Origin of the sequence: Streptomyces rapamycinicus NRRL 5491 (genome assembly GCF_024298965.1) — a bacterium.
Lineage (GTDB): Bacteria > Actinomycetota > Actinomycetes > Streptomycetales > Streptomycetaceae > Streptomyces > Streptomyces rapamycinicus.
In genome coordinates, this window is the sequence record NZ_CP085193.1 from 6,788,887 (window position 1) to 6,813,431 (window position 24,545).

At 72.9% G+C, this 24,545-nt stretch carries 17 protein-coding genes; 10 read left to right on the plus strand and 7 right to left on the minus strand.

What is annotated here, in order from left to right:
• The first annotated feature begins 232 nt into the window (after window positions 1-232).
• Window positions 233-1,855 (plus strand): hypothetical protein, encoded by a 1,623-nt coding sequence (locus LIV37_RS28540; protein WP_121824402.1) that lies wholly within the window; start codon window positions 233-235, stop codon window positions 1,853-1,855.
• Between the two features lie 308 nt (window positions 1,856-2,163).
• Here LIV37_RS28540 and LIV37_RS28545 read toward each other — a convergent pair whose 3' ends face one another.
• Window positions 2,164-3,474, minus strand: a complete 1,311-nt coding sequence (locus tag LIV37_RS28545) for an ABC transporter substrate-binding protein (protein WP_020870557.1) — start codon at window positions 3,472-3,474, stop codon at window positions 2,164-2,166.
• Between the two features lie 171 nt (window positions 3,475-3,645).
• Between LIV37_RS28545 and LIV37_RS28550 the strand changes: the two genes are divergently transcribed.
• Window positions 3,646-4,092 carry an SCO4402 family protein gene (locus LIV37_RS28550; RefSeq protein WP_214663074.1) on the plus strand — a complete coding sequence of 149 codons (447 nt, stop codon included), beginning with the start codon at window positions 3,646-3,648 and terminating at the stop codon, window positions 4,090-4,092.
• A gap of 51 nt (window positions 4,093-4,143) precedes the next feature.
• A complete protein-coding gene (purU, locus tag LIV37_RS28555; RefSeq protein ID WP_020870559.1) occupies window positions 4,144-5,013 on the plus strand; it encodes a formyltetrahydrofolate deformylase in 870 nt (289 codons plus the stop codon).
• A 36-nt stretch (window positions 5,014-5,049) separates the two neighbouring features.
• Here the strand turns inward: purU and LIV37_RS28560 are convergent, their stop codons facing one another.
• A complete protein-coding gene (locus LIV37_RS28560) occupies window positions 5,050-6,399 on the minus strand; it encodes a zf-HC2 domain-containing protein (RefSeq protein ID WP_121825213.1) in 1,350 nt (449 codons plus the stop codon).
• Window positions 6,400-7,100: 701 nt separating this feature from the next.
• Window positions 7,101-7,679 (minus strand): sigma-70 family RNA polymerase sigma factor, encoded by a 579-nt coding sequence (locus LIV37_RS28565; RefSeq protein ID WP_020870561.1) that lies wholly within the window; start codon window positions 7,677-7,679, stop codon window positions 7,101-7,103.
• Between the two features lie 311 nt (window positions 7,680-7,990).
• On the opposite strand from LIV37_RS28565, the gene LIV37_RS28570 reads away from it, so the two are divergent.
• Window positions 7,991-8,368 (plus strand): STAS domain-containing protein, encoded by a 378-nt coding sequence (locus LIV37_RS28570; protein WP_020870562.1) that lies wholly within the window; start codon window positions 7,991-7,993, stop codon window positions 8,366-8,368.
• A gap of 182 nt (window positions 8,369-8,550) precedes the next feature.
• Here LIV37_RS28570 and LIV37_RS28575 read toward each other — a convergent pair whose 3' ends face one another.
• The 3 genes from LIV37_RS28575 to LIV37_RS28585 all read right to left on the minus strand — a co-directional run bounded on the left by LIV37_RS28575 (window position 8,551) and on the right by LIV37_RS28585 (window position 12,623).
• Complete coding sequence (locus tag LIV37_RS28575; RefSeq protein WP_121824399.1) at window positions 8,551-9,999, minus strand: sensor histidine kinase; 1,449 nt, start codon at window positions 9,997-9,999, stop codon at window positions 8,551-8,553.
• Window positions 9,996-10,664, minus strand: a complete 669-nt coding sequence (locus LIV37_RS28580; RefSeq protein ID WP_121824398.1) for a response regulator — start codon at window positions 10,662-10,664, stop codon at window positions 9,996-9,998. Before LIV37_RS28580 ends, LIV37_RS28575 begins: the two co-directional genes overlap by 4 nt.
• Window positions 10,665-11,120: 456 nt before the next feature.
• A complete protein-coding gene (locus LIV37_RS28585) occupies window positions 11,121-12,623 on the minus strand; it encodes a helix-turn-helix domain-containing protein (protein ID WP_020870565.1) in 1,503 nt (500 codons plus the stop codon).
• A 67-nt stretch (window positions 12,624-12,690) separates the two neighbouring features.
• Here LIV37_RS28585 and LIV37_RS28590 point away from each other — a divergent pair, with 67 nt between their 5' ends.
• The 6 genes from LIV37_RS28590 to LIV37_RS28615 all read left to right on the plus strand — a co-directional run bounded on the left by LIV37_RS28590 (window position 12,691) and on the right by LIV37_RS28615 (window position 23,387).
• A complete protein-coding gene (locus LIV37_RS28590; RefSeq protein ID WP_020870566.1) occupies window positions 12,691-14,049 on the plus strand; it encodes an alpha/beta fold hydrolase in 1,359 nt (452 codons plus the stop codon).
• Window positions 14,050-14,326: 277 nt separating this feature from the next.
• Window positions 14,327-15,694, plus strand: coding sequence for a M64 family metallopeptidase (locus LIV37_RS28595; RefSeq protein ID WP_020870567.1), 1,368 nt, complete (start codon window positions 14,327-14,329; stop codon window positions 15,692-15,694).
• Window positions 15,695-16,138: 444 nt separating this feature from the next.
• The gene (locus tag LIV37_RS28600) at window positions 16,139-17,854 is read left to right on the plus strand and encodes a serine/threonine-protein kinase (RefSeq protein WP_020870568.1); all 1,716 of its coding nucleotides are present in this window, start codon (window positions 16,139-16,141) and stop codon (window positions 17,852-17,854) included.
• A gap of 77 nt (window positions 17,855-17,931) precedes the next feature.
• A complete protein-coding gene (locus tag LIV37_RS28605) occupies window positions 17,932-19,755 on the plus strand; it encodes a serine/threonine-protein kinase (RefSeq protein WP_020870569.1) in 1,824 nt (607 codons plus the stop codon).
• 88 nt (window positions 19,756-19,843) lie between these two features.
• Window positions 19,844-21,454: a succinic semialdehyde dehydrogenase gene (locus LIV37_RS28610; protein WP_020870570.1), complete on the plus strand. Its 1,611-nt coding sequence runs from the start codon at window positions 19,844-19,846 to the stop codon at window positions 21,452-21,454.
• Window positions 21,455-21,467: 13 nt separating this feature from the next.
• A complete protein-coding gene (locus LIV37_RS28615) occupies window positions 21,468-23,387 on the plus strand; it encodes a GMC family oxidoreductase (protein WP_214663076.1) in 1,920 nt (639 codons plus the stop codon).
• Window positions 23,388-23,512: 125 nt separating this feature from the next.
• On the opposite strand, the gene LIV37_RS28620 is transcribed toward LIV37_RS28615, so the two are convergent.
• Window positions 23,513-24,538: an LAETG motif-containing sortase-dependent surface protein gene (locus LIV37_RS28620; protein WP_020870572.1), complete on the minus strand. Its 1,026-nt coding sequence runs from the start codon at window positions 24,536-24,538 to the stop codon at window positions 23,513-23,515.
• Between the last annotated feature and the right edge of the window lie 7 nt (window positions 24,539-24,545).

The following is a 24,545-nucleotide window of genomic DNA, read 5'->3' on the forward strand; positions in this document are numbered from 1 at the left end:
TTGTGTTGTGGTGGCTGATGCGCGTGTGGTGAGGCATGGGTGTTGTGGAGTGTGTTGCGTTGTGTTTACCGCGGGTACGGATGGGGTTCATATCGCCCCCGATCGTGGTGATGTGCCCCATGTCGCGGTGACCAGTCTCTCTCCGTCCCGATGGGCTCATGGGCACCGCGCCCTCTGGGGAACCGGTAGCGTGACCCGACGATTCCGTCGTTCCGTATATCAAGGAGTCCCGGTGACGCAGAGCGGTCAGGGGAATGAGCCGCGGCTTCCCGCGGTCCCGCCCGCGCACCCCGTGCGCGAGGGGGTTGTGCTGCCTGCCCAGGGGGACTACAGGCCCTCGGACGCCCAACAGGGGGCCCCGGCCGGGGGACAGGCGTGGGGGGAGCCTTGGGGGCCGCAGAGCGCTCCGGAACCGCAGCAGCAGGGCGAACTGCCGCCGCCGGGTCAGTTCGGCGCGCCGCCGCCGCAGGGGGAACTGCCCCCGCGGGCCGAGTTCGGTGCCCCGCCGCCCGAGGCGCAGCCGTACGGGCAGCAGCAGGGCTGGACGTCTCCGGAGAGACCGGCCCAGCCGCCGCACAGCGCTCAGCTGCCGCACAGCGCTCAGCCGCCGCACAGCGCCCAGCTGCCGCACAGCGCTCAGCTGCCGCAGCCGCCGCACAACGTCCCGTCGCCGTACCAGCCCCAGCAGCTGCCGTACCAGGCCGCCGACGAGACCCAGGTGATGCCGCCGCAGCCCGCCGGGGACGCGGACGCGACCCAGGTCATACCCCCGGTCCCGGGTGAGGCCCCGCCGCCCCTGGACACCCCCACCACCACGCTCGCCACGGTCAAGAGCGCACCGCTGCCGCCCGAGAACCGGCCCGAGTCACCGGCCGAGTCCACCACCCAGCTGCGCGCCGTCCGCCCCGGCCGCCGGGGCGCCCACCGCCAGCAGCCCCCCGCGGCCGCGGCCGCGGAGGAGACCGCGGTGCTCCCGCCCACGCCCGCCGCGCCCGCCCCGCCCGCGCCGATTCCGGAGCGGCCCGGCAGCGCCCCGTACGCGATCCGTCCCGGCCGTCCCGGGGACCGGCCGCCGCCCTCGGAGTTCGACGGTCTGTTCCGCGACTCCGGCGGTGCCGGTGGCGGTGGCGCCGATGAGACGCAGCAGCTTCCGCAGTTCGGCCCGGACGTTCCGCGACCGCCGTCCGGCGGCCGTGGTGACGGCGGCGGTCATGGCGGCGGTGGGCGGCGCCGGATGTCCCGGGGCATGATCATCGGCATCGTGGTGGTGGCGAGCTGCGCCGTCGCCGGACTCGCCGCGGGAGCCGTGCTCAGTATGGGCGGCGATGACGACGGTAAGGACAACTCGACGCTGAGCAGCGCCTCGCCGAGCGCCGCGGAGTCGTCCAAGGCCCCCGACCCCGTCGAGACGCAGGCGAAGGCGCTGGACGCGCTGCTCGCCGACAGCAACAACAGCCGGGCATCGGTGATCAAGGCCGTGGACAACATCAAGTCCTGCAAGGACCTGACCACCGCGGCATCGGATCTGCGGACCGCCGCGGGCCAGCGCAATGACCTGGTGACCCGGCTGGGCAAGCTGTCGGTGGACAAGCTGCCCGATCACGCGCGGCTGACCGCGTCGCTCACCAGGGCGTGGAAGTCCTCGGCCAGGGCCGACAACGAGTACGCGGCCTGGGCCGACCAGGTCGGTGGCAAGAAGGGCTGCCCCAAGGGCAAGGCCCGCCATTCGCCCCGGGTCGGGGCGGCCGAGCGGGCGAGCGGCGAGGCGACCCAGGCCAAAAAGACGGCCTCGGGGCTGTGGAACCCGATCGCCTCCCAGTACGGCCTCACCCCGCGCCAGGCCACCGACCTGTGACCGGACGGCCGGGGGCGGCAGCAGCGCCGCCCCCGGCCCACTCCGTGGCCCAGACCCGCGGCTCAGACCCGTGGCGCAGGCCCCCGGACCAGACTCGTGGCCCAGACCCGTGGCGCAGGCCCCCGGACCAGACTCGTGGCCCAGACCCGTGGCGCAGGCCCCCGGACCAGACTCGTGGCGCAGGCCCCCGGCCCACTCCGTGGCCCAGACCCGTGGCGCAGGCCCGCGGCTCAGGCCCCCTCCAGACTCGTGGCCCGGACCCCCGGCCCGGCCCAGACCGTGGCTACTCCGTGGCCCAGACCCGCGGCTCAGTCCGCCGGGCGGTAGCGCTCCAGGATCTTGGACACGTTGACGAAGCCCTTGCGCACCGCCACCAGCCGGCCGTCGCGCACCATCTGGTAGGTGACGTCCGCGTTGACGATCCGCGAGTAGTTGGGCACGTGCAGCGTGTCGTCGTAGCCCCAGCGCAGCGTGGGCGTCAGCCCGCCGGTGTTGACCGCGTGGCCGTTGTCCAGCGCGTTGCGCACGGTGCGGGCGCTGATGTCGTCGGCGTGCAGGGACATCAGCACCGAGCGCAGCACCGTGTAGCCGATCCAGGTGGTCTGCGTACCGGGGTCGTCCGGGTCGATGCGGTTGTCGTCGAAGGCGTACTTGTTGATGACCTTCTTCATGGGGTTCCAGCGCGGATCGTCCCCGGCCGGGTACCAGCCGGTGGCGTAGGTGCCCTCCAGGGGGCTGGAGGTGCCGCCGGTGGAGTCGATCAGGGACTGCCGGACGCCGCCGAGGATGGAGGCTATCCGCACCTTCGGATGGTTCTCCTGCACCCGGCGGAAGGAGTCGAAGAATGTGCCGGTGCGGTTGCCGAGCGCCGCGGTGACGCACGAGTTCTCCAGGGCCGCGCCCTGGTCGGCGCCGCCGAGGGAGCTGTCGGCGCCGACGCCCTCCAGGGCCGTGGTGGCCTGCTTGCTGTAGTCGCCCGCGCCGTCGGGGGCGCGTACGTCATGGGCGTCGGCGCGATTGCCCGCCCTGAGGCCGGTGTTGAGGAGCTGGGGGAGGTCGTCGCCCGCGATGGTGTCGGGGCGCACCAGCGCGGTGCGTTCGCAGCGGGAGGCCAGCTGGCGGCCGTTGCCCACCAGCAGGGCGGCCTGGCCGCCGTTGACCGGATAGGAGTACGGGCTGTCGAACTCCTCCTGCGTCAGCCCGTAGCCGCCTATGTAGGGGATGCCGGCGACCTCCAGCGGGGAGATGAAGGACCGGCCGTACTGGCTGTACGAGCCGACGACCGCGACGGCCTTGTCCTCCTTGGCCCGCTGGGCGCAGCCGGCGGCCTGGACGGCGTCGTTGCGCTCGTTGCAGGTGACGACCTCGAGTTTGCGGCCGTGGATGCCGCCGGAGTCGTTGACCCAGCGGGCAAATGCCTTCGCCATAGCGGGCATTCCAGGCATATTGGTCGCTTTGGTGCCCTCGGGGGCCCAGGTCATGACGGTGATGGGGTCGCTGTCGCTCTTGTTCGACAGCACCGCGCCGCAGCCGGACAGCAGCGACGCGCCGACCGCCGTACACAGTGCCGCGACGGCGGCTCGGAAGGGGCGGGAGGAGGGGCGTCGCCGTCCGGTCATGGCAAGCGAGCTTGGTGCTTCGCGAGGAACGCAGCCGCTATGAGAAGACAAGGAATGGTGACGTAGAGGTGAACAGCGGGGGCTGATCCGTCTCTGTGTGTGAAGAACGTACGATCGGTGACTGTGCAAGGTTCGGAGAAGTCTTCCCGTCGCGCCCGTCGCTCGACCACCATGGGAGGCATGCCTGTCAACGACATGCCCTGGTGGCGCTGGCGCACCAATGTGCGCTCGGCGCTGCATATGCTCTCGGATCCCGTCTTCCAGCAGGAGTGCTGGCTGGCCGGCCAGCCTGGGTACGGGGATGTGACGGACGCCGTCTACCGGCTGGTCGAGGACACTTGGCTGGACAACTGGTCCGCCGAGAAGTACGTCGGCACGATCTTCCGTGACTCGCAGGAGGCGGCGCTGGTCGATGTCGCCGTGCTGCGGGTGCTGAGGATCATGCACCAGGCGGGCGCGGACGCCCCCGTCTCGGCGTACCTCGAGCACCATGGCTGGCCGGAGGCCGTACGAGCGGCCCGTGAGGCCCATGTGCGGCTGGCCACCAACGACGGCGAGGATCCGGACATCCCACCGCGCACCCTCGAAGTATTGGCGATCATGACGCAGGCGGTCTGAACGACGTCGCGGGTGTGGGGCGCTGTCGCGGGTGTGGGACGCTATGGAGTCATGAGCGAGTCGCATCCCGTCCCCGACCAGTACATCCTCACGCTGTCCTGCCCGGACAAGCAGGGCATCGTGCACGCCGTGTCGAGCTATCTGTTCATGACCGGCTGCAACATCGAGGACAGCCAGCAGTTCGGGGACCGTGACACCGGGCTCTTCTTCATGCGGGTGGCCTTCCGTGCCGTCTCGCCGGTGAAGGTGAAGGACCTGCGGGCCAGCTTCGCGGCGGTCGGCGAGTCCTTCCAGATGGACTGGGAGATCCATCGCGCCGACGAGAAGATGCGCATCCTGCTCATGGTCAGCAAGTTCGGGCACTGCCTGAACGACCTTCTCTTCCGGTCGCGGATCGGCGCGCTGCCGGTCGAGATCGCCGCGGTGGTCTCCAACCACACCGACTTCCAGGCGCTGGTCGGTTCCTACGGGATCCCGTTCCACCACATCCCCGTGACGAGGGACACCAAGCGGGAGGCCGAGGCCCGGCTGCTGGACCTGGTGCGCGCGGAGCGGGTGGAACTGGTGGTGCTGGCCCGCTATATGCAGGTGCTCTCCGACGACCTGTGCAAGGAGCTGTCGGGCCGGATCATCAACATCCACCACAGCTTCCTGCCGAGCTTCAAGGGCGCCAAGCCGTACCACCAGGCGCATGCGCGCGGGGTCAAGCTGATCGGGGCCACCGCCCACTATGTGACCGCCGATCTGGACGAGGGCCCGATCATCGAGCAGGAGGTCGAACGCGTCGGCCATGGGCTCACCCCGGACCAGCTGGTGGCGGTCGGCCGCGATGTGGAGTGCCAGGCGCTGGCCCGCGCCGTGAAGTGGCACAGCGAGCGCCGGGTGCTGCTCAACGGGCACCGTACGGTCGTCTTCGACTAAGGCCGAGCGCCGCGCTCCTCGGAGACGCCGCGCTCCTCAGAGACGGGACAGGGACGCTGTGGCGAACAGCACATCCCGGATCGCCTCGGTGTCCCCGGACAGGCCCGCGGCCGCCTCCTGCGGCGGCACATGCCCGGACGCCAGCAGATAGAACGCCTCCTGGTCCAGCGCGATCGTCGCCACCGCTTCCTCCGGCGCGGCCATCGCCGCCGGGGAGTCCAGCGGGATGTACCAGTCGCCGCCGCCCGTGCCCTCCACCTGGAGATGGAGCGTACGGCCCGGGGTGCCCGCCTCGACCAGCCGGCGGGGCGGGGACGCGAGCCCGGCCCGGCGCCGCTCGGCCAGCGTCCCCGGAAGCAGCCGGGCACACAGGTCGATCATGGCCTTGAGGTGGGCTGAGGCCGGTGGTTCATAGGGGTAGTCGATGGCCTCGGCGATGTCCCCGGCGTGCACCCAGCACTCCAGGGCGCGGTCGAGGAACGCGTCGCGGATCGGCAGCGCGAAGTCCCCGTACGGCACATCGAGCTCCGCGACCCCACGCCCGGCGAACGACACCGTACGGACCAGGGCATGGCCCTGCTCGCGCCACAACTCCCGTACCGCGCCGGGCGGACCGGCCCCGTACGCGGCGCCGGGCTCGTCGTGCCAGTACGCCTCCGTACGGGCCAGGGGCGAGCCGGGGGCGCCGGCGCCCATCGCGGCGCCCATCGGGTCGGGGAGGCCGAGGGAGGCGGCGACGATGCCGTCCACGACCATCAGATGGCCGATCACCCCGGCGACGGTGGTGTCCCGGCTGGTGAGCCGCCGCCCGTCGAACCACTTGAGCCGTACCGGCGCACGCCACTCGGCCTCGCCCATGTCGCGCAGCAGCGCGTCCAGCCGGGCGGCCTCGGCGTCGTAGGCACTGGCCCAGCCGGGCATGGGTATCCGGGCCGGACGGCGGCCCAGACAGCCCGCGAGCACCCGGGAGCGCAGCATCGGGTCGAGGTCCAGGCTGTGCTCGGTGTGCAGCAGCCCGACGGCGTCGCGCAGCCGCAGCGCCTCCTCGGCGCAGGAGGGGCAGTGGTTGAGATGCGCCTCGACTGCGGAGGTCTCCTCCTGCGAGCACGCGGTCAGTGCCCAGGCGCCGAGCAGCGAGCGGAGCAGATCGTGCGAGAGCGGATGGGCCGCGGAGGGCGTGGGCGCCGCCAGGGGCGGGGCCGGTGGCACGGGGGCGGCCGGTGGCACGGGGGCGGCCGGTGGGGCGGGGCGTGCCGGTGGGGCGGGCACGGCCGGTGGGGTGGTGGGCCCGGCCGCGGGCGCGGGCAGCGCCGCGGAGGCGGGCGGTGCCGGGGCCGGACGCGGCTCCGGTTCTGGTTCCGGGCGCGGATCCGGTTCCGGGCGCAGTTCCGGTTCCGATTCCGGTTCTGGATTCGCTTCCGGGGCGGGGCCCGGGGTCGGTTCCGGTTCGGGGCCCAGGGCTGGTTCCGGCTCATGGCCCGGGCGAGGCTCCGGCGTCGGTGTCGCTTCCGGTTCGGAGCCTGCGGCGGGTTCCGGGTTGGGTGCGGTATCGGGCTCCGGTCCGGGCTTCGGTGTCTGTTCCGCCCGTACCTCGTCCGCCGGTGCGTCGTTCGCCGGTGCGTCGTTCGCCCGTGCCTCGTTCGCCGGTGCGTCGTCCGTCCGTGCCTCGTTCGCCCGTGCCTCGTTCGCCGGTGCGTCGTTCGCCCGTACCTCGTCCGCCGGTGCGTCGTCCGTCCGTGCCTCGTTCGCCGGTGCGTCGTCCGTCCGTGCCTCGTTCGCCGGTGCGTCGTCCGTCCGTGCCTCGTTCGCCCGTGCCTCGTTCGCCGGTGCGTCGTTCGCCCGTACCTCGTCCGCCGATGCTTCGTCCGCCGTGGGCGGGCGCGGGGCGGGGATGCCGCCGTCCAGGGCACCCGGCCAGTGGCCGCTGTCCTCGGCGGCCGGCCGCGGCGGCGGTATGCGTGGTGGCCCGGCGGGGTGGGACGGCAGATCCGCGTCGCTGCCCCGTCCGGGCCCGTCTCTTCCGTCGCCGGAGCCGCCGGAGCTCTCACCGTAGGCGTCGTCGTACGGGTCCGGCCCGCCGCGCCCGGTCACAGCGCCCGTCCGTAGCCGGGGGGCGAGACCGCGCGGGGCGGCTGGACATGGGCCGTGGACAGCAGCTGGAGGCCGAGCCGGAGGCGGCGCCTGGCCTCGTCCTCGGTCACCCCGAGGGCGGCCGCGGCCTGCCGGTAGTCGCGGCGGTCGAAGTAGGCGAGCTCCAGGGCGGCGCGCAGCGGGGCGGGCATGGAGGTGACGATGTAGTCGGCGCGGGCGGCCACGGACGCCTCGCGGATCCGCTCCTCCAGGGCCTCGCTGGTGAGGGTGCCCCCGCAGGCCGAGGCGGTCTGCGACGCGCGCAGCCGGTGCACCGCCTGGCGCTGGGTGAGCATGGCGATCCAGGCGCGCAGCGAGCCCTGCTGGGGGTCGTACGCGTCCGGGTTCTCCCAGACGTAGCCGAAGACTTCCCGGGTGACGCGGTCGGCACCGGTGTCGTCCTCGAGGACCCGATGCGCCAAGGTGTGGACAAGTGAGGCGAATCGGTCATAGAGCTCGGCAAGTGCGGCCGCTTCGCCGCGCGCCAGACGCTGTTGCATCCTGCGGTCCCAGCGGGGCGGTGCGTCGTTCGCCATGCGGCCCCCAATCCCGAGTTGTCCGGCCGGCCCTCCAGGCACTATGCCCACGTTCATATCGAATGTAATGCCGGTGGCTCTCACAACACGCGTCCATCAGGCAAAGTGCGTGAGAACGGGGCTGCGCATGGTATTGGAACGGTCGCTTTGCGCAGGATCGGGGAGACGAAACGCTTCGGCGCGGCATAGGGTCGTCCCTCAAGGCGTATGCCTGGGGGAGTTTCATGCGCCGATGGGCGGGCAGCCGCCCGGGAACAGCAAATTCCGGTTAGCGGCGAGCGAAGGGCTTCGGGCGCGTGACGTTGAAGGTGATGGAGGACCGGCGGGGGGAGTGGGTCGTTCTCCAGGTCTCGGGAGAGATGGACCTGGTGACCTCGCCCGCAGTCCGGCAGCACGTCCACGACGCGGTCGCCGAGGGCCGCCATTGGCTGGTTCTGGACCTCTCGGAGGTCCGGTTCTGCGACTCCAGCGGGGTCGGCGTACTGATCGCGGCGCGTCGGCTGATGCGGTCGTGCTCGGGTCGGCTGCGGCTGATCCTGCCGCCGCAGGACGCCGCGCACGGTTCGCATGTGCACCGGGTGCTGGCGGCCCTGGGGGTGCGACGGCTGTTCGACGTCTACCCCGACCTGGGGGCGGCCACGGAGCTGGACGAGGATGACGAGGACGCGGTCGACCCCCTGTCGGCCTGAGCGCTCCGCTGGGAGTGCCCTGACCTGCCGTCGATCGTCCGCGGCGCCGTCGTGGCTGGTCGCGCCCGCACGGCGGAGCCGCACATCGACACAGCCCCGCGCCCCTTCGGGGCGCCACCGAACCGCAGCCGACTTCCACCTCCGTACGCCTACGGGTGCGCCCGGGGCGGTATGCGGCCCGCTCATGCCGGACCCGTGACGCGCGGGGTCTTGGGGAAGTCGGCCCGTACGACGAAGCCGCCCTCCTTCGTGGGCCCGGCCTCCAGCGTGCCGCCCAGCAGCTGTGCGCGCTCCCGCAGCCCGACCAGACCGTGACCGCCGCCCGGCAGCCCCGGGGCCACGGCGGAGGCGTCGGGCGGGCCGTTGCGCACCTCGACCCGCAGGCCCCGGGTCTCCTCCGCCGCTTGAGCCGCTCCGGGTGCCGCCCCGGGCGCCGTCTCGGGCGCCGCTTTCTGAGTCGCTCCCCGAACCGCCTTGCGATCCCGTCCCGGCCCGTCCGCCGCCTCCGGCCCCTCCGGCTGAGCGTCGTTGACGCGTACGGTCACCCGCGCCCCCGGCGCGTGCTTGCGGACGTTGGTGAGCGCCTCCTGGACGATGCGGAAGGCGGCCCGTTCCACCGCCTCCGAGTGGCCCGGCCGCTGGGTCGCGCTGTCCGTCTCGAAGCTGACGTCCAGCGCGCTGAGTTCGATCAGCCGGGGCAGATCGGCCAGCCGGGGCTGCGGGGTCAGCTCCTCGTGGTCGCCGCCCGCCGCGCGCAGGATGCCGACCATATGGCGGAGTTCGTCCAGGGTCCGCACGGACAGCTCGCGGATGGTCCGCGCGCCCTCCCGCGCCTTCGCGTCCTCCGCGCTGATCTGCACCGCACCGGCCTGGAGGCTGATGAGGCTGACCTGATGGGCGACGACGTCGTGCATCTCGCGGGCGAGCCGGGCGCGTTCGGTGGACAGCACCTGCTCGGCGATCAGCTCGTCGGCGTGGCGGCGGCTGCGGGTCAGGTCCTCGATCCGGGCGGCGAGCTCCCCGCGCGTACGCACCAGGAGGCCCAGCGCGATGGGTCCCACGGAGGTCACACACGCGTCGATCAGCGTGAGGGTGTTCTCCCGGTACGCGGTCGACTCGAAGTCGGAGACCGGCCAGGGGATGAAGTGCGCGGCGGCCAGCAGCAGCGCGGAGATGCCCAGCAGCCGCCGGTCGGGGCGGAGCCGGGCCACCGTGTAGAGGGCGATCATCGGCGCGAACCAGACGTAGCCGATGAGGATTCCCGGCAGCGTGACCAGGAAGACCAGCGCGGGCAGCTTCCGGCGCACCAGCAGCGCGGCCGCCGCCACCAGCGAGACGTTGAGCTCCAGGCCGAAGGTGACGCCGTTGACGAGCAGCGCGTCGGCGACCGCGAGGAGGACGGGGACGATCAGCGAGCCCCACCGCATGACCCGCTGCGGCGGCCGCCGCCGGGCGGCCGGGGCGGACGGCGGCGAGGAGGGGGAGTGGGTGGGTGGCGGCGTGGGCGACGCGGCCGGGGACGCGCCGGGCGCGCCAGCGGTACCGGGCGTGCCGGGCGTACCAGCGGTACCGGGCGTGCCGGGCGTGCCGGGGGACGAACTCCGGGGCGGGGGCAGCGGGGAGACGGTCATCGGGTGCCACCTATCGGCGGACGGCTGGTGACGAGCCCGGCGCGGTCGGCGACGATCGCCGCCTGGACGCGGTTGAGCCCGCCCAACTTGCCGAGCACCGCCCGTACATGGTCCTTGACGGTGCTGGGCGCCAGCCCCATCCGCTCGGCGATCTGCGGATTGGCGAGCCCCTCGCCCAGCAGCGTCAGCACCTCGCGTTCGCGCGGGGTGAGCGCCTCGACGGCCTCGGCGGCCGTCGCCTCCGCCTCGGCGGCGAGATAGCCGCCGATCACGGCGCGGGTGACGGCCGGGTCGAGGACGCTGCCGCCCTCGGCGAGCGTGCGCACGGCCCGTACGAGCTGTTCCGGATCGGTGTCCTTGAGGAGGAAGCCCGCGGCCCCGGCGCGCAGCGCGGCCGCCAGGTACTCCTGGACGTCGAAGGTCGTCAGCATCGCCACGGCGGGGGAGGCGGGCGCGGCCCGCAACTGTCTGAGGACGCTGAGCCCGTCGGCGTCCGGCATCCGGATGTCGAGCAGCACCACATCGGCCTTGCTGCTCAGCACCGTGTCCACCGCGAAGGCTCCGGAACATTCCGCGACCACTTCGATGTCCGGGGCCGTGCCCAGGATCAGTCGCAGACCGGATCGTACGAGCGCCTCGTCGTCCACTACAGCCACACGGATCACCGGCCGCTCCCTGTCCTCAGCTGTCATGCCCATTGCCCGGACAGCCTGCCTCATCGGAGAGCGAATATGGAGTGGTTGGCTCCGTCAGTGGGCGGGAACACCCCCGCCGGTCGGAGGGGGTGACGGCAGACCAATGGTGGATTTCCCCGGCGGCTCCCAGCAGGCAGAGTGGATCGCAAGCCGCATCACCCCGTGGGGTCGTCCCGAACCCCAGCCCCGTGACCGCGCCGGAGTGCCTCCCGATGCGCGATCGGCGGACACGGCAGCGGGGCGTTGCCGCGGTCAGGCCGCCGCGACCCCCACACGCGGCGGCCTGTTCGTCTCTCCGACCGCCTGCCGTGCGGTGCGCCCCGACCAGGCGCTCGCCCGGCGACCCAGGCGCCGGCCGGCCCCCGAGAAGCTACGGGGAGGGGCCGGGCGGGCGGTCGGTGGGGGCGGGAGGGGCCGATGGACGCCTCACATGGGGGGCTCGGCGGGGGCCGGGCCCAGGGTGGTGGTGCCGGGCGCGGCGCGGTGGCCGAGCCCGGTGCGGTAGGCGTCCATCGCGGCCTCCTGGCGGCCCTCCCGGCGCAGCAGATCGCCCAGCAGCCGGCACAGGTCGGCCAGGTCACCGGCCGCGCCGGTGCGTTCGAGCAGGGACAGCGCCGCGCAGTAGTGCTCCTCCGCGGCCTCGGCGTCGCCGCGTTCGTCCGCGATCAGACCCAGCAGCCGGTGGGCGCCGCCCGCGTGGACCGCGCCGCGGTCGGCGGTCAGCCCGGCGTCACCCGCCCCGGCCTCGCCCGTCCCGGCCATCCCCGTCCCGGCCCCGCCCGGTGCCGCGTCCGGCTCTCCGGCGGTGTTCGCGGCGCCCGCGGCGGGCGAGCTCGTCAGCAGCGGCAGCAGCAGGGCCTCCGCCTCCGCCGTACGGCCGCGACGGCGCAGCACATCCGCCAGCTCGACCTCGACCTGCACGGTGAACAGCGCGGCCCGCTTGGAGGCCAGCATGTCGCGGGCGGTGCGCAGTTCGCGCTCGGCGCGCTCCAGATTGCCGTCCTGGGCGTGCACATAGCCGCGCATCCAGTGGCAGTGCGCCAGGTCGGTGTGGATGCGCAGCTGCTCGTACAGCTCCTGAGCCTTGGCCAGGGAGGCGTCGGCCTCGGCCGTCCGCCCCTCGGCGATCAGGGTGCGGGCCACTCCGCGGTGCATCCGGGCGATGAGCCCCGGGTCGTCCACGCTCGGCGCCAGCGCGAGCGCCAGCTCGGCGGCGCGTACGGCGCGGGCGTGCGCCCCCATGTCCATATAGGGCGCGATGGCCGCCGTATAGAGCAGCAGCAGCGCGTACGGGTCGTGCAGTCCCGAGGCGTTGAGTTCGTCGATGGAGCTCTCCAGCAGATAGCAGGAGTAGCGCAGTTCGCCCGCGAGGAGGTGCGCCACGGCCCGGCCGCGGATCGCCGGGATCCGGCGGGGCAGCGGTTCCCCGGCGAGCAGCCGCTCCACGGCCTCGAAGTGGTCCCGCGCGACGGTGAGGTCACCGGTCTCCAGCGCGCAGTCGCCGAGCCCCAGCAGGGCCGCCGAGCGCTCCTCGGCGAACCCGAGCCGCTCCGCCTCGTCGCGCACCTCCGCGAAGAGCAGGGCGGCGTCCTCGGCGGCGCCGGTCGCCAGCGCCCGCCGGGCGTCGGTGACGGCGGCCCGCAGCCGGGTGGCGTCGCGCGGTGAGCGGCCGGTGGTCAGCTCCTCGTAGCTGACGCCGAGCCGGTCCGCGAGATGGCGCAGCGCGGCCTCTGAGGGGCGCACCTTCCCGGCCTCGAGGGTGGAGACATAGGCGGCGGTGTACGCGGGCTCGGCCAGCTGCCGCTGGGTGAAGCCGCGTTCGGTACGCAGTCTGAGCACCCGGCGTCCTATCTCGGCGGTCGACTCCGCCCCGGCCGCCCCCGTCGCCGTTCCCGCCGTCCGCCCGTCACCGGCGCTTCTGTCGGCCACCGTGCCCTCTTCTCCCCGGCGGTAACTTAATCGCCGAGCTAAGTCCATTTAACGTGAGGATTGAAGGATGCAGCAGGCAAGCACAGCGGTACCGGCCGGGCCGGGCGCCGTGACGACCGTCCGTCAGCCGGAACTGCTCCTCGCCGACTATCACTTCGACGTACCGCTCGACCATAAGGCTCCCGAGGGCGCGCTGATCCGGCTTTACGCACGAGAGGTCGTCGCCGCGGGCAAATCCGCCGCCGAGCGCGAGCGGCTCCCCTGGCTGGTCTACCTCCAGGGCGGGCCCGGCTGTGGCGCGGACCGCCCGGTGGGCCGCTCCGGCTGGCTGGACCGCGCGCTGGACGAATACCGCGTGCTCCTGCTCGACCAGCGCGGCACCGGCCGCTCCACCCCGGCCAACCGCCAGACGCTGCCGCTGCGCGGCGGACCCGGGGAACAGGCCGAGTACCTCTCCCACTTCCGCGCCGACGCGATCGTCCGCGACTGCGAGCTGATCCGGCACCGGCTCATGGGGGACCGCCCGTGGACCGTGCTCGGCCAGAGCTTCGGCGGCTTCTGCGCCGTGAACTATCTGTCCCACGCGCCCGAGGGGCTGGACGCGGTAGTGCTGGCCGGCGGACTGCCCGCGATCGACCCCGGCACCGACGCGGACGCCGTCTACCGGACCGCCTATCCGCGGATGGAGCGCAAGACCCTCGCCCACTACGCCCGCTATCCGCGGGACGCGGAAACCGTACGGGCCCTGGTGCGGCATCTGGCCGACCACGAGGAGATCCTGACGGACGGCACCCGGCTCACCGTCCCCGCCCTCCAGCAGCTCGGCTTCCTGCTCGGCACCGGCGACGGCTCGCACCGGCTGCACTACCTCCTGGAGGACGCGTTCGTGCCCACCGCCGACGGGCCGCGGCTGAGCGACGCCTTCCGCGAGCAGGTGGCGGCCGTGCTCTCCCGCGCCGCCACCCCGCTCTTCAGCCTCCTGCTGGAGTCCACCTACGCCCAGGACGGCCGGGCCACCGACTGGGCCGCGGAGCGGGTCCGCGCCGAATTCCCCGCGTTCGACGCCGGTAAGGCGGTCGCGGAGGACCGCCCTGTGCTCCTTACGGGCGAGACGGTGCACCCCTGGATGCTGGACACCCACGCGGCGCTGCGCCCGCTCGCCCGCACCGCCGAACTGCTCGCCGCGCGCACCGGCTGGGGCCCGCTGTACGACACCGAGCGGCTGGCCCGTAACACCGTGCCGGTGGCCGCCGTGATCTACCACGACGACCTTTACGTGGACACCGAGCACTCCCTGGCCACCGCGCGGGCGATCCGGGGCGTGCGCACCTGGGTGACGGACGAGTTCGAGCACGACGGGATCCGGGCCGGGGGCCGCCGGGTGCTGGACCGGCTGCTGCGGCTGGCGCGCGACGGGAGGGGCTGAGCGGGGAGGGGAGGAGCGGCAGGTCGGGAGGGGGCGAGCGGGTGGTGGAAGGGGCTGAACGGGAGGGGTCGGGCGGGGTACGGGACGGGGCGCGCGGGAGGGGGTCAGCGGGAAGAGGGGAGGGGCTGAGCGGGGAGCGCGCCGCATGGTTGTGCGGTGCCCGATTTCCTAGCCACTTCCCTAATTCCCATTGCCCCCGACACCCGGACCCCTTAGGTTGAGCGGCGAATTAATCCTGCTTAACTGGCCGCTTATCGCGAGGACTTCGGGAGTCACCGTGCGCAGACGCATACGGAGCCGCATACGCAGCCGCATCACCCTGCGCACCGCGGCCGTCGCCGGAGGCATCGCCCTGGCGGCGGCCGCGGCCATGACCGCGCCGGCCACGGCGTCGCCGGGAGCGTCCGGCTCGACCGCCGCCGCTGACGCCGCCTCGTCGCGGAGCGCCCTGGACGTGGAGTACTTCACCGGACCGGGCGGCCACCCCCGCCACACCGAGGTTCCGGCCGCCACTCCCGAGCGGCTGACCCGCGCCGCCCGCTCCCTGTCCGCCAAGGAGGCCGCCGCCGACGGCCAGGTCGGTTCGGTCGTCGACAACGGCACCACGGCCGACAAGCTGGACGTCGTCTTCATCGGCGACGGCTACACCGCGGGCCAGCAGGAGGACTTCCACGCCGACGCGCGCTCCAAGTGGGAGCAGATGTCCGCCGTGCAGCCCTACGCCTCGTACAAGGACCTCTTCAACGTCTGGACGGTGGACGCGGTCTCCAACCAGTCCGGCGTCTCCGGCGACCCGTCCAAGGACGTCGTCAAGGACACCGCCCTCGGCTCGTACTTCTGGTGCGACGACATCGAGCGGCTGCTGTGCGTCGACACCGCCAAGGTCGAGTCGTACGCGGCCAAGGCGCCGCAGGCCGATCTGGTGGTCGTGCTGTCCAACTCCACCAAGTACGGCGGCGCGGGCTACACCCTCACCTCGCAGGTCGGCTATGACGGCATCGCCACCGCCGCCTCGGACCACGCCGACTCCGACCAGATCGCGGTCCACGAGACCGGCCACTCGCTCGGCAAGCTGGCCGACGAGTACTTCTACCCGGAGTACGGCACCTACACGGGCGCCGAGCCCGACGAGTCCAACGCCACCAAGCTGAGCGCGGCGCAGCTGACCGCCCAGCAGAAGAAGTGGTACCGCTGGATCGGCCAGACCTCGCCCGACGGCGGCACGGTCGGCGCCTACGAGGGCGGCCGCTACTACCCCAAGGGCATCAACCGCCCCACCGACAACTCGATCATGCGCACCCTGGGGCGGGAGTTCAACCTCCCCGGCCGCGAGGCGATGATCGCGGGCTTCTACCGCCACGCCAGCGCGCTCAGCAGCCGTACGGCCACCGCGACGGCCGTCAAGCGGTCGGCGGGCATCGAGGTGGACGTGCCCAAGGGCGCGTCGCTGAAGTGGTACGTGGACGGGGCGGAGGTCACCGCCGCGAACGGTAAGACGAGCGTGACCCCGGCGGCGCTGGGCGTCCCGAGCGACGGGACGACCCACAAGGTCACCGCGAAGGCGACGGACGCCACGAGCGCGGTGAAGGACCCGGCCCTGCGGAAGCTGCTCAGCGGCTCCCGGACGTGGAAGGTCACTGGCTGACCAACCCACTGACTGGCGCCCCGTCTATGGCGCCCCTCTGACTGGCCGCCCCGTGGACCCCCGCTGCGGGGCGGCCCACTTTTCTCGGCTGCCGTAGAGCTTCCGGCCCATGGGGCTTACCGGCGAGTGAGCCGAAGGGGCGCGTCGCTGTCGTAAGGGAGACGCGCGCAGGGAGCGAGGGCTCCGATCGATATGCGGCTCCGCCGCGCGGGCGACCGAGCACGGTCGACCGTCGACAGGGGGCACCTCCCAGCGGTAGCTGGGGGAGGCTGAAGCGCCCCGGAGGCGAACCGAGCCCTCAAAAAAGGGGGGCGGCCGCGGTCCGCCCCTCTAACATCGGCGGGTCCCAGACTTCCGTATGGCGCGCCCGTGCTCAATCGCCCGTGAGGGCGGGTCGGCGGTCCGGTGTTCGAGGGCCTCCGTGTCGTGAGGCAAGATGAGCCCATGGGTACCGGGGGAGAAGGCCGTCTGATCGCCAACCGCTACCGGTTGGCCACACGGCTCGGACGCGGCGGAATGGGCACGGTCTGGCGGGCCGTCGACGAGTTGCTGGGCCGCGATGTCGCGGTCAAGGAACTCCATGTGGACGAGGGGCTCACGGCCTTCGACTCGCAGTTGCGCGGTGAGCGCACCCTGCGCGAGGCCCGGACCGTCGCACAGATCAAGCATCCGAACGTGATCGTCCTCCACGATGTGATCGAGGAGGACGACTGCGCCTGGATCGTCATGGAACTGGTCGACGGGTGCTCGCTCGCCGACCGGCTGGGCGCGGACGGCCCCGTCGGGGCGCGTGAGGCGGGGCGGATCGCGACCGCGCTGCTGGGCGCGTTGCGCGCCGCGCATGTGCGCGGGGTGCTGCACCGCGACATCAAGCCCGCCAACGTGCTGGTGGAGTCGGGCACCGGCCGGGTCGTGCTGACGGACTTCGGGATCGCGCAGGTCACCGGGTCCACCACGATCACCGAGACCGGCTCGTTCGTGGGCTCGCCCGAATACACCGCGCCGGAGCGGATGTCGGGGCGGCGGACCGGGCCGGAGTCGGACCTGTGGTCGCTCGGGGTGCTGCTCTGCACGCTGGTGGGCGGTGAATCCCCGTTCCACCGCGAGTCGCTGGCCGGGGTGCTGCACGCCGTCGTCTTCGACGAGATCCCCGTGCCGGAGGCGGCCGGGCCCCTGACGCCGGTCATCGAGGGGCTGTTGCGACGGGCCCCGGAGGAGCGGCTGAGCGCCGACGAGGTCGAGCGGATGCTGCTGATGGCCCAGGAGGTGGGCGACACTCCGGAGATCCCGCTGGAGTACACCCCGACCCAGCCCAGCGTGCCGTTCGGGCCGGACGGCCGCGGTTCGTCGGCGTCCGTACCCGTACCGCCCCCGGTGTCCTCCCGCGCGCCGTTCCCCCCTTCCGCGCCCCCGGCGGCGTCCGCCCCCGCGTCCGCCCCCGCCGCCCCCGCCGCCCGGTCCCGTTCCGGCCGTGGCGGGCGCCGCCGTACCGTCCTTATGGCGGCCGCGGCGGTGGTCGCGCTCGCCGGTGTGGCCGCGGGCGCCGTGGCACTGCTGGACGACGGGGGCGGTGACGGCGACGCGTCGCTGGGCGGGCGTACGAGCCAGAGCGCCGACAAGGGGAGTTCGCGGAGCCCGAGCGCCCCCGAGAAGGCGCCGCAGCGGCCCGTGAAGGACTCCGAGCCCACGGCGCGCCCGTCGGACCGGATCCCGGACGGCTATGAGCTGGTCAAGGACCCGGTCGGCTTCTCGCTCGGGGTGCCCGAGGGGTACGCCCGCGAGTACAAGGCGCCCCGGGTCTACTACAACTCGCCCGGTATGGAGTTCCGGATCGGGATCCACGTCCAGGAGCAGAGCCCCGAGGGTCCGCTCGGGCTCAGCCGTAAGGCGGACGCCAAGGGCCCGCAGGACTATCCGGGCTACCGCAGCGGCCAGGTCATCGAGACCGAGCACAACGGCCGCCCCGCCGCATTGTGGGCGTTCATCTGGAACGGCTCGGCCGACGACGGCGGCTCACGGCAGACATACGACCTGAGCTGGAACGAGAACGGCAAAATGTACGACCTGTGGCTATCCGCCCCCGTGGGTGAGAAATCCCTGGGCAAGCGGCATTTCGACACCGCCGCCGCCACGTTCGCGCGCCTCGGCGCGGAGAACTGAGCGACGTCGCAACGGCTTTGTCACGAGCGCCCACGGCGTCTCCACAGGGGTGCCGCCGACTGGGTAATGATGGGCGCATGACGAACGACGGGGGACGGGTGAACGAGCCCACCAGCTACAGCCTGCGGCCACCGCACGCTCCGGCCGCCCCGGTGCCGGCGCCGCAGCCGCCACCCGAGGCGGCCGAGGCACATGAGGCGCCCCAGGGGTCCCAGCGGACCCAGGGGGCCCAGCGGCCGGGCCAGGAGGCCGAGGCCGGGGCGGCGGGGCCGTCGCGGGGCGCGTACGAGCCGACGCAGTTCGCCGATCCGCGCGGCGGCGCCCAGCCGCCCGCCGGACAGCGGCCCGCCGAAGAGCCGCCCGCCGGAGACCGGCCCGCCGCGCAGGACCCGAGCAGCGGGCGGCTCATCGGGGGCCGCTATCAGCTCGTCTCCCGCCTCGGTCACGGCGGTATGGGCACCGTCTGGCGGGCGCACGACCAGATCGTGGACCGCGATGTCGCGGTCAAGGAGCCGCGCGTCCCCGACCATCTCCCCGAGCGCGAGCGGCAGACCGTCTATCAGCGGATGGAGCGCGAGGCGCGCGCCGCGGCGCGGATCGACCACCCCTCCGTCGTGACCGTCCACGACGTGGTGGTGGAGAACGGCCGCCCCTGGATCGTGATGGAGCTGGTGCGCGGCCAGTCGCTGGGCGACCGGCTGACGGAGGGCACGCTGGATCCGCGCGAGGCGGCCCGGATCGGCCTCGCCGTGCTCGGCGCGCTGGCGGCGGCCCATGAGGCGGGCGTGCTGCACCGCGATGTGAAGCCGGACAACGTACTGCTCGGCCGGAGCGACCGGGTGGTGCTCACCGACTTCGGCATCGCGCAGATCGAGGGCGAGCAGCGGCTCACCGAGACGGGCGGCTTCGTCGGCTCGCCCGAGTTCATCGCGCCCGAGCGGGTGCTGGGCCAGCGGCCGGGGCCGGAGTCCGACCTGTGGTCGCTCGGCGTCGTGCTGTACGCGGCAGTCGAGGGCATGTCGCCGTTCCGCCGCTCCCACGCCCCCGCGACCCTCCAGGCCGTGCTCGGCTCCGAACCGCAGGTCCCCGCGCGGGCCACCGGCCCGCTCGCCACGCTGATCATGCAACTGCTGCGCAAGGACCCGGCGATGCGCCCGGCGGCGCCGGAGGTGCGGCAGGCCCTGGCGGCGGCGGTGCGGGAGCCGCAGTCGGTGCCCACCATGCTCGCCACGGCCGGATACCCGCCGGGCGGCGGACGGTCCACGGGCAGCCGCTTCGTGCCGCCGATCCTGCACAAGAACCGTAAGGCGCAGCTCGGGCTTGCCGGCCTGGTGCTGGTGGTGGCTGCCGCCCTGGTGCTCACGATCATGAAGCCGTTCTCCAGTGAGGGGCTGCCGCCGGGCTGGACGGTCCGGGAGGAGCGCGATGTCGTGGGCGCGTCCCTGGCCGTGCCGGGCGAGTACCGGCGGGTCCAGGACGACAGCGACTCGGACAACCCGGTGGTCACGTACTACGACCCCAGCGGTGTCTTCAGCGTCTCCCTGCGGCGGTCCACCCCCGACGGCGAGAACGACCCCGCGGACCTCGACGCGGCGGCGGACCAGATCGTGGCCTTCTACAAGGACGGTGGCGGGGCGACGGTCGAGGAGGCCAAGAGCGAGAAGGCCGGGTCGAAGCAGCAGGGGAAGGAGGCGCGGGACGTCACCACCTCCTATCTGCCGTACGGCACCAGCAGCAACAAGAACCCCATCCGGTATGTGAAGCACGATCACCTCTACGTCAACAAGGCCAAGGTCGCCTGGGATCTGACGGTCTCCATGCCCGCCAACGGCGACGCCCAGAGGGACGGCGAGGAGCTCTACGAGCGGATCGTGCGGAATCTGAAGATCGACAAGCTCTGAGGGAGTTGGCCGGGTCCGCCCGGGCCGGGGGACGAAAGTTGTTACCGCCGGGTACCCAAAGCCGCCGGGCGCGCCTACTCTCGCCCCCATGACGGACTCGCACATCACGCAGGGCGGCGCCGGCAACCCGGTCGCCCCCGAAGGCACCCGCACCGCCGCCGACGTCGTCACCCCCGAGCTGATCGCCCGGCTCACCCGGGGCGTCGGCGGCAGCGGCACCACCGTCAGCCACACCCCGTTCACCGGGGAAGTCCTCGCCGCCGCCCTGCCCGAGTCCACCCCCGAGGACGTCGCCACCGCCTTCGAGAACGCCCGCGCCGCCCAGCGGGCCTGGGCCGCGACGCCCGTCCGCCGGCGCGCCGCCGTCCTCCTCCGCTTCCACGACCTGCTGCTGCGCCGCCAGCCGGAGGTCCTGGACCTGATCCAGCTGGAGACCGGCAAGACCCGGCTGCACGCCCAGGAGGAGGTCCAGGGCGTCGCCATCGTGGCCCGCCATTACGGCCGTAAGGCGCCCGCGTATCTGCGTCCCAAGGGGCATCTGGGCGCGGTGCCCACCCTCACCAAGGTCACCGAACTGCGCCAGCCGCGCGGGGTCGTGGGCCTCATAGCGCCCTGGAACTACCCCCTCCAGCTCTCCGTGGGCGATGCGATCCCCGCCTTCGTGGCGGGCAACGCCGTGGTGATGAAGCCCGACACCGAGACCGCGCTGTCCGCCCTGTGGGCGCGCGAGCTGATGGTGGAGGCCGGACTTCCGGCCGGGGTGTGGCAGATCGTGATCGGGGACGGCCCGGTGGTGGGCCCCGCCGTGGTCGAGCGCGCCGACTACGTCGCGTTCACCGGCTCCACCCGCACCGGCCGCGAGGTGGCCCAGGCCGCCGCCGCCCGCCTGGTGGGCTGCTCCCTCGAACTCGGCGGTAAGAACGCCATGCTGGTGCTGCGCGACGCCGACCTCGCCCGCGCGGTCGACGGCGCGGTGCGCGGCAGCTTCGCCTCCGCCGGGCAGCTGTGCATCTCCATGGAGCGGCTGTACGTCCACGAATCGATCGCGGACGACTTCCTGGAGCGCTTCGCGGCCCGTACGAAGGCCATGCGGCTCGGCACCGCCCTCGCGTACGGCGCGGAGATGGGCTCGCTCGTCTCGGAGCGCCAGCTGGAGACCGTCACCCGCCATGTGGACGAGGCCGTCTCCAAGGGCGCCACGGTGCTCGCCGGCGGCCGCGCCCGCCCCGACATCGGCCCGTACTTCTACGAGCCGACGATCCTGGACGGCGTGGAGCCCCCGATGGCCGTCTGCACCGAGGAGACCTTCGGCCCGGTCGTCTCCGTCTACCGCTTCCGCGACGAGGACGAGGCCGTCGAGCGCGCCAACGCGACGTCCTACGGTCTGAACGCCAGCGTCTGGACCAAGGACTCCCGGCGCGGCCGCGCGATCGCCACCCGGCTGCGCGCGGGCACCGTCAACCTGAACGAGAGCTACGCCGCCGCCTTCGGCAGCGTCGCGTCGCCCATGGGCGGCATGGGCGACTCCGGACTCGGCCGCCGCCATGGCTCCGAGGGCATCCTCAGGTTCACCGAACCGCAGACGGTCGCCCAGCAGCGGCTGATGCCGCTCGGCCCGGCCTTCGGGATGACGGACGAGAAATACGCGGACTTCATGACCCGCAGCCTGCGTGCGCTCAAGGCACTGCGCCTGCGCTGATCAGCACATTTCAATGGAGGTACCAGTGTCAGGGGAGAGGTCTGCCCAAAAGCGGGTGCGAGAGCCCGGCCACGACGAGGACTTCGCCGACGATCTCAACGCCCGTGCCGGCGCCCATGCCGAGGTTGACGCCGAGATCGACGCCGCCGCCGACGACGACGGTGACTTCGACTACGACGTGATCGTGATCGGCTCGGGATTCGGCGGATCGGTATCGGCCCTGCGCCTGACCGAGAAGGGCTATCGGGTCGGCGTCCTCGAGGCGGGCCGCCGGTTCACCCCCGAAACCCTGCCCAAGAGCTCCTGGGACCTCCGCAACTACCTCTGGGCCCCGGCCCTCGGCTGCTTCGGCATCCAGCGCATCCATGTCCTGGGCAAGGTCATGGTGCTGGCGGGCGCCGGGGTCGGGGGCGGCTCGCTCAACTACGCCAACACCCTCTACGTACCGCCCGAGCCGTTCTTCCGTGACCGCCAGTGGGGGCACATCACCGACTGGCAGGAGGAGCTGAGCCCGTACTACGACCAGGCGCGGCGGATGCTCGGGGCGCGCCTGAACCACACCCTCACCCCGTCCGATGTCCACCTCAAGGCGGCCGCCGAGAAGATGGGCGTGGGCGACACCTTCCATATGGCGCCCGTGGGGGTCTTCTTCGGGGACGGCCACGACGCCGACGGCACCACCAAGGCCGCACCGGGCGGGCCCGTTCCCGATCCGTACTTCGGCGGCGCCGGCCCGTCCCGTAAGGCGTGCACGGAGTGCGGTGAGTGCATGACCGGCTGCCGCCACGGTGCCAAGAACACCCTCAACGAGAACTATCTCCACCTCGCCGAGCGGGCCGGAGCCGTGGTCCACCCGATGACGACCGTCGTCGCCCTGCGCGACGACCCCCACGGCGGGTATACGGTCACCACCGTCCCGACCGACAACCGCCGTAAGGGCAAACCCAAGGCGCTGCGCTCCCGGTACGTCGTCCTCGCCGCCGGTACCTACGGCACCCAGACGCTGCTGCACACGATGCGGGACAAGGGGCTGCTGCCGCGCCTCTCGGAGCGGCTCGGCATCCTCACCCGCACCAACTCCGAGGCCCTGGTGGGCGCGCAGACCACCGACCGCCGCTACCGCCGCTCGGGGGGCGGGGAGGGGCGGGCGGACTTCACCCGGGGCGTCGCGATCACCTCGTCCATCCACCCGGACGAGAACACCCATATCGAGCCCGTGCGCTACGGCAAGGGCTCCAACGCGATGGGGATGCTCTCCATCCTGCAGATCCCGCACGGCGGGCGTGTTCCGCGCTGGCTGCGCTTCCTGGGCGCCAACCTCCGGCACCCCACCCTGGCCGTGCGCTCGCTGTCCAACCGCCGCTGGTCGGAGCGGACCATCATCGGCCTGGTCATGCAGACGCACGACAACTCGCTGACCACCTACCGCAAGCCGAAGGGGCCGGGTAAGGGGCTGCTCACCGCCCGCCAGGGCCACGGCGAGCCCAACCCCGACCACATCCCCGAGGGCGCCGAGGCCGCCCGCCACATCGCCGACTCGATCAACGGCTTCGCGGGCAGCAATGTCGGCGAGCTCATGGGCACCCCGCTGACCGCCCACTTCCTCGGTGGCTGCCCGATCGGGGCGTCCCCGGAGGAGGGCGTCATCGACCCGTACCACCGGCTCTACGGCCATCCGGGCATCCATGTGGTCGACGGCGCCGCCGTCTCGGCCAATCTGGGCGTCAACCCGTCTCTGACCATCACGGCACAGGCCGAGCGGGCGATGTCCCTGTGGCCCAACAAGGGCGAGTCCGACCCGCGTCCGGCCCCGGAGGCGCCGTACGAGCGCCTGCGGCCCGTGCCGCCGCGCAGCCCCGCCGTACCGGCGGACGCCTTCGGGGCGCTGAGGCTCCCGCTGCTGCCGGTGCCGGAGGTCCCGCCGCGCGCCTGATCGCCGGGCAGCTGCTCGCCGGGCAGTTGAGCGCGGGCGCCTGAGCGCCGGGCGCGCCTGAGCGCCGGGCGCCGTACGGGCCGGAGACCAGCCCGTACGGCGCCCTCAGAACGTCGCGAGGACCGTCAGACCGTGGCGCGACGGCGGCGGACCACGAAGACCGCGCCTCCGCCCGCGGCCATCGCCACACCGCCGATCACGGCGATCATCGGCAGCGCGGAGGAGGAACCCGTTTCGGCCAGGCTGCCCTTCGGGCTGATCTCCGTGTCGCCCTCCGGCTTGTGCGGCAGCGGCTTCTTGCCACCCTGCGGCTTCGGGTCGGCCGGCGGCACATGGCCCGGCTCCGAACCCGCCTTCAGCACGTCGAACTCGTAGTACTCACCGGTCGAGTAGACGCAGTTGCCCTCGTCGTCCGCGTACACGCCGACGCTGATGGCGTAGCCGAAGCCCTCGGGCGCGCTCTTGGCGACGCTCAGCCGGAGGTCGACCGTAAGGGTCTCGTGGGGGCGCACATCGGTGTAGCCGATGTAGCCGGAGCCCGGGTCGCTCTCGTCGGTGGAGATCGCCTTCCAGGCGCCGGACTTGGGGTCCTTGTACTGCAGCGTCAGGTGCTTGCCCGTCCCGTCCGGGGCGGACTCGTGCACCGTGCCCGCGAAGACCCCGAAGTCGACCCGCTGGTAGGCGCGGTCCGACTCGTTCTTCACCTGGAACTTGAAACCGTGGAAGCCGCTGCCCGCCACGACCTTCGACGGCAGGCCGACCAGGGTCGTGCTGAGCTCCGGGTCCTCGTTGTAGTCCCCGTCGTCCGCGCACTCGCCGTCGCCCGGCTCCTCGGTCGAGGTCGAAGTCGGGGTCGGGGTCGGGGTCGGGGTGGCGGTCTCGGTCGGGGTGGACGAGGGAGTGCCGCCGGGGTCGCCCGGGGTCGGAGCCTGGGTGGCGCTCGTGGACGGTGCCGGGGTGGTCGGCGTGGCCTCGTCGGTCGGGGTCTCCGACGGCGCCGGGTCCTCCGGGGACGGCGTCACGGTCTCGGAGGCGGACGGCGACGGGCTCTCGCTCGGCGTCTCCGCGAAGGCAGCGGGGGCCGCGAGAAGCGCGGCGGGGGCTATGGCGGCCGTCGCTGCGGCGGCCGCCAGGGCGCGGCGAAGCTTCATGAAGACC

What these genes read in the sequence shown, in the direction of transcription:
- LIV37_RS28545 (WP_020870557.1), bottom strand. Translation starts at nt 3,474, where the DNA reads ATGACCGGACGGCGACGCCCCTCCTCCCGCCCCTTCCGAGCCGCCGTC.
- LIV37_RS28550 (WP_214663074.1), top strand. Translation starts at nt 3,646, where the DNA reads ATGGGAGGCATGCCTGTCAACGACATGCCCTGGTGGCGCTGGCGCACC.
- purU (WP_020870559.1), top strand. Translation starts at nt 4,144, where the DNA reads ATGAGCGAGTCGCATCCCGTCCCCGACCAGTACATCCTCACGCTGTCC.
- LIV37_RS28565 (WP_020870561.1), bottom strand. Translation starts at nt 7,679, where the DNA reads ATGGCGAACGACGCACCGCCCCGCTGGGACCGCAGGATGCAACAGCGT.
- LIV37_RS28570 (WP_020870562.1), top strand. Translation starts at nt 7,991, where the DNA reads ATGGAGGACCGGCGGGGGGAGTGGGTCGTTCTCCAGGTCTCGGGAGAG.
- LIV37_RS28575 (WP_121824399.1), bottom strand. Translation starts at nt 9,999, where the DNA reads ATGACCGTCTCCCCGCTGCCCCCGCCCCGGAGTTCGTCCCCCGGCACG.
- LIV37_RS28590 (WP_020870566.1), top strand. Translation starts at nt 12,691, where the DNA reads ATGCAGCAGGCAAGCACAGCGGTACCGGCCGGGCCGGGCGCCGTGACG.
- LIV37_RS28600 (WP_020870568.1), top strand. Translation starts at nt 16,139, where the DNA reads ATGGGTACCGGGGGAGAAGGCCGTCTGATCGCCAACCGCTACCGGTTG.
- LIV37_RS28605 (WP_020870569.1), top strand. Translation starts at nt 17,932, where the DNA reads ATGACGAACGACGGGGGACGGGTGAACGAGCCCACCAGCTACAGCCTG.
- LIV37_RS28610 (WP_020870570.1), top strand. Translation starts at nt 19,844, where the DNA reads ATGACGGACTCGCACATCACGCAGGGCGGCGCCGGCAACCCGGTCGCC.
- LIV37_RS28615 (WP_214663076.1), top strand. Translation starts at nt 21,468, where the DNA reads ATGGAGGTACCAGTGTCAGGGGAGAGGTCTGCCCAAAAGCGGGTGCGA.
- LIV37_RS28620 (WP_020870572.1), bottom strand. Translation starts at nt 24,538, where the DNA reads ATGAAGCTTCGCCGCGCCCTGGCGGCCGCCGCAGCGACGGCCGCCATA.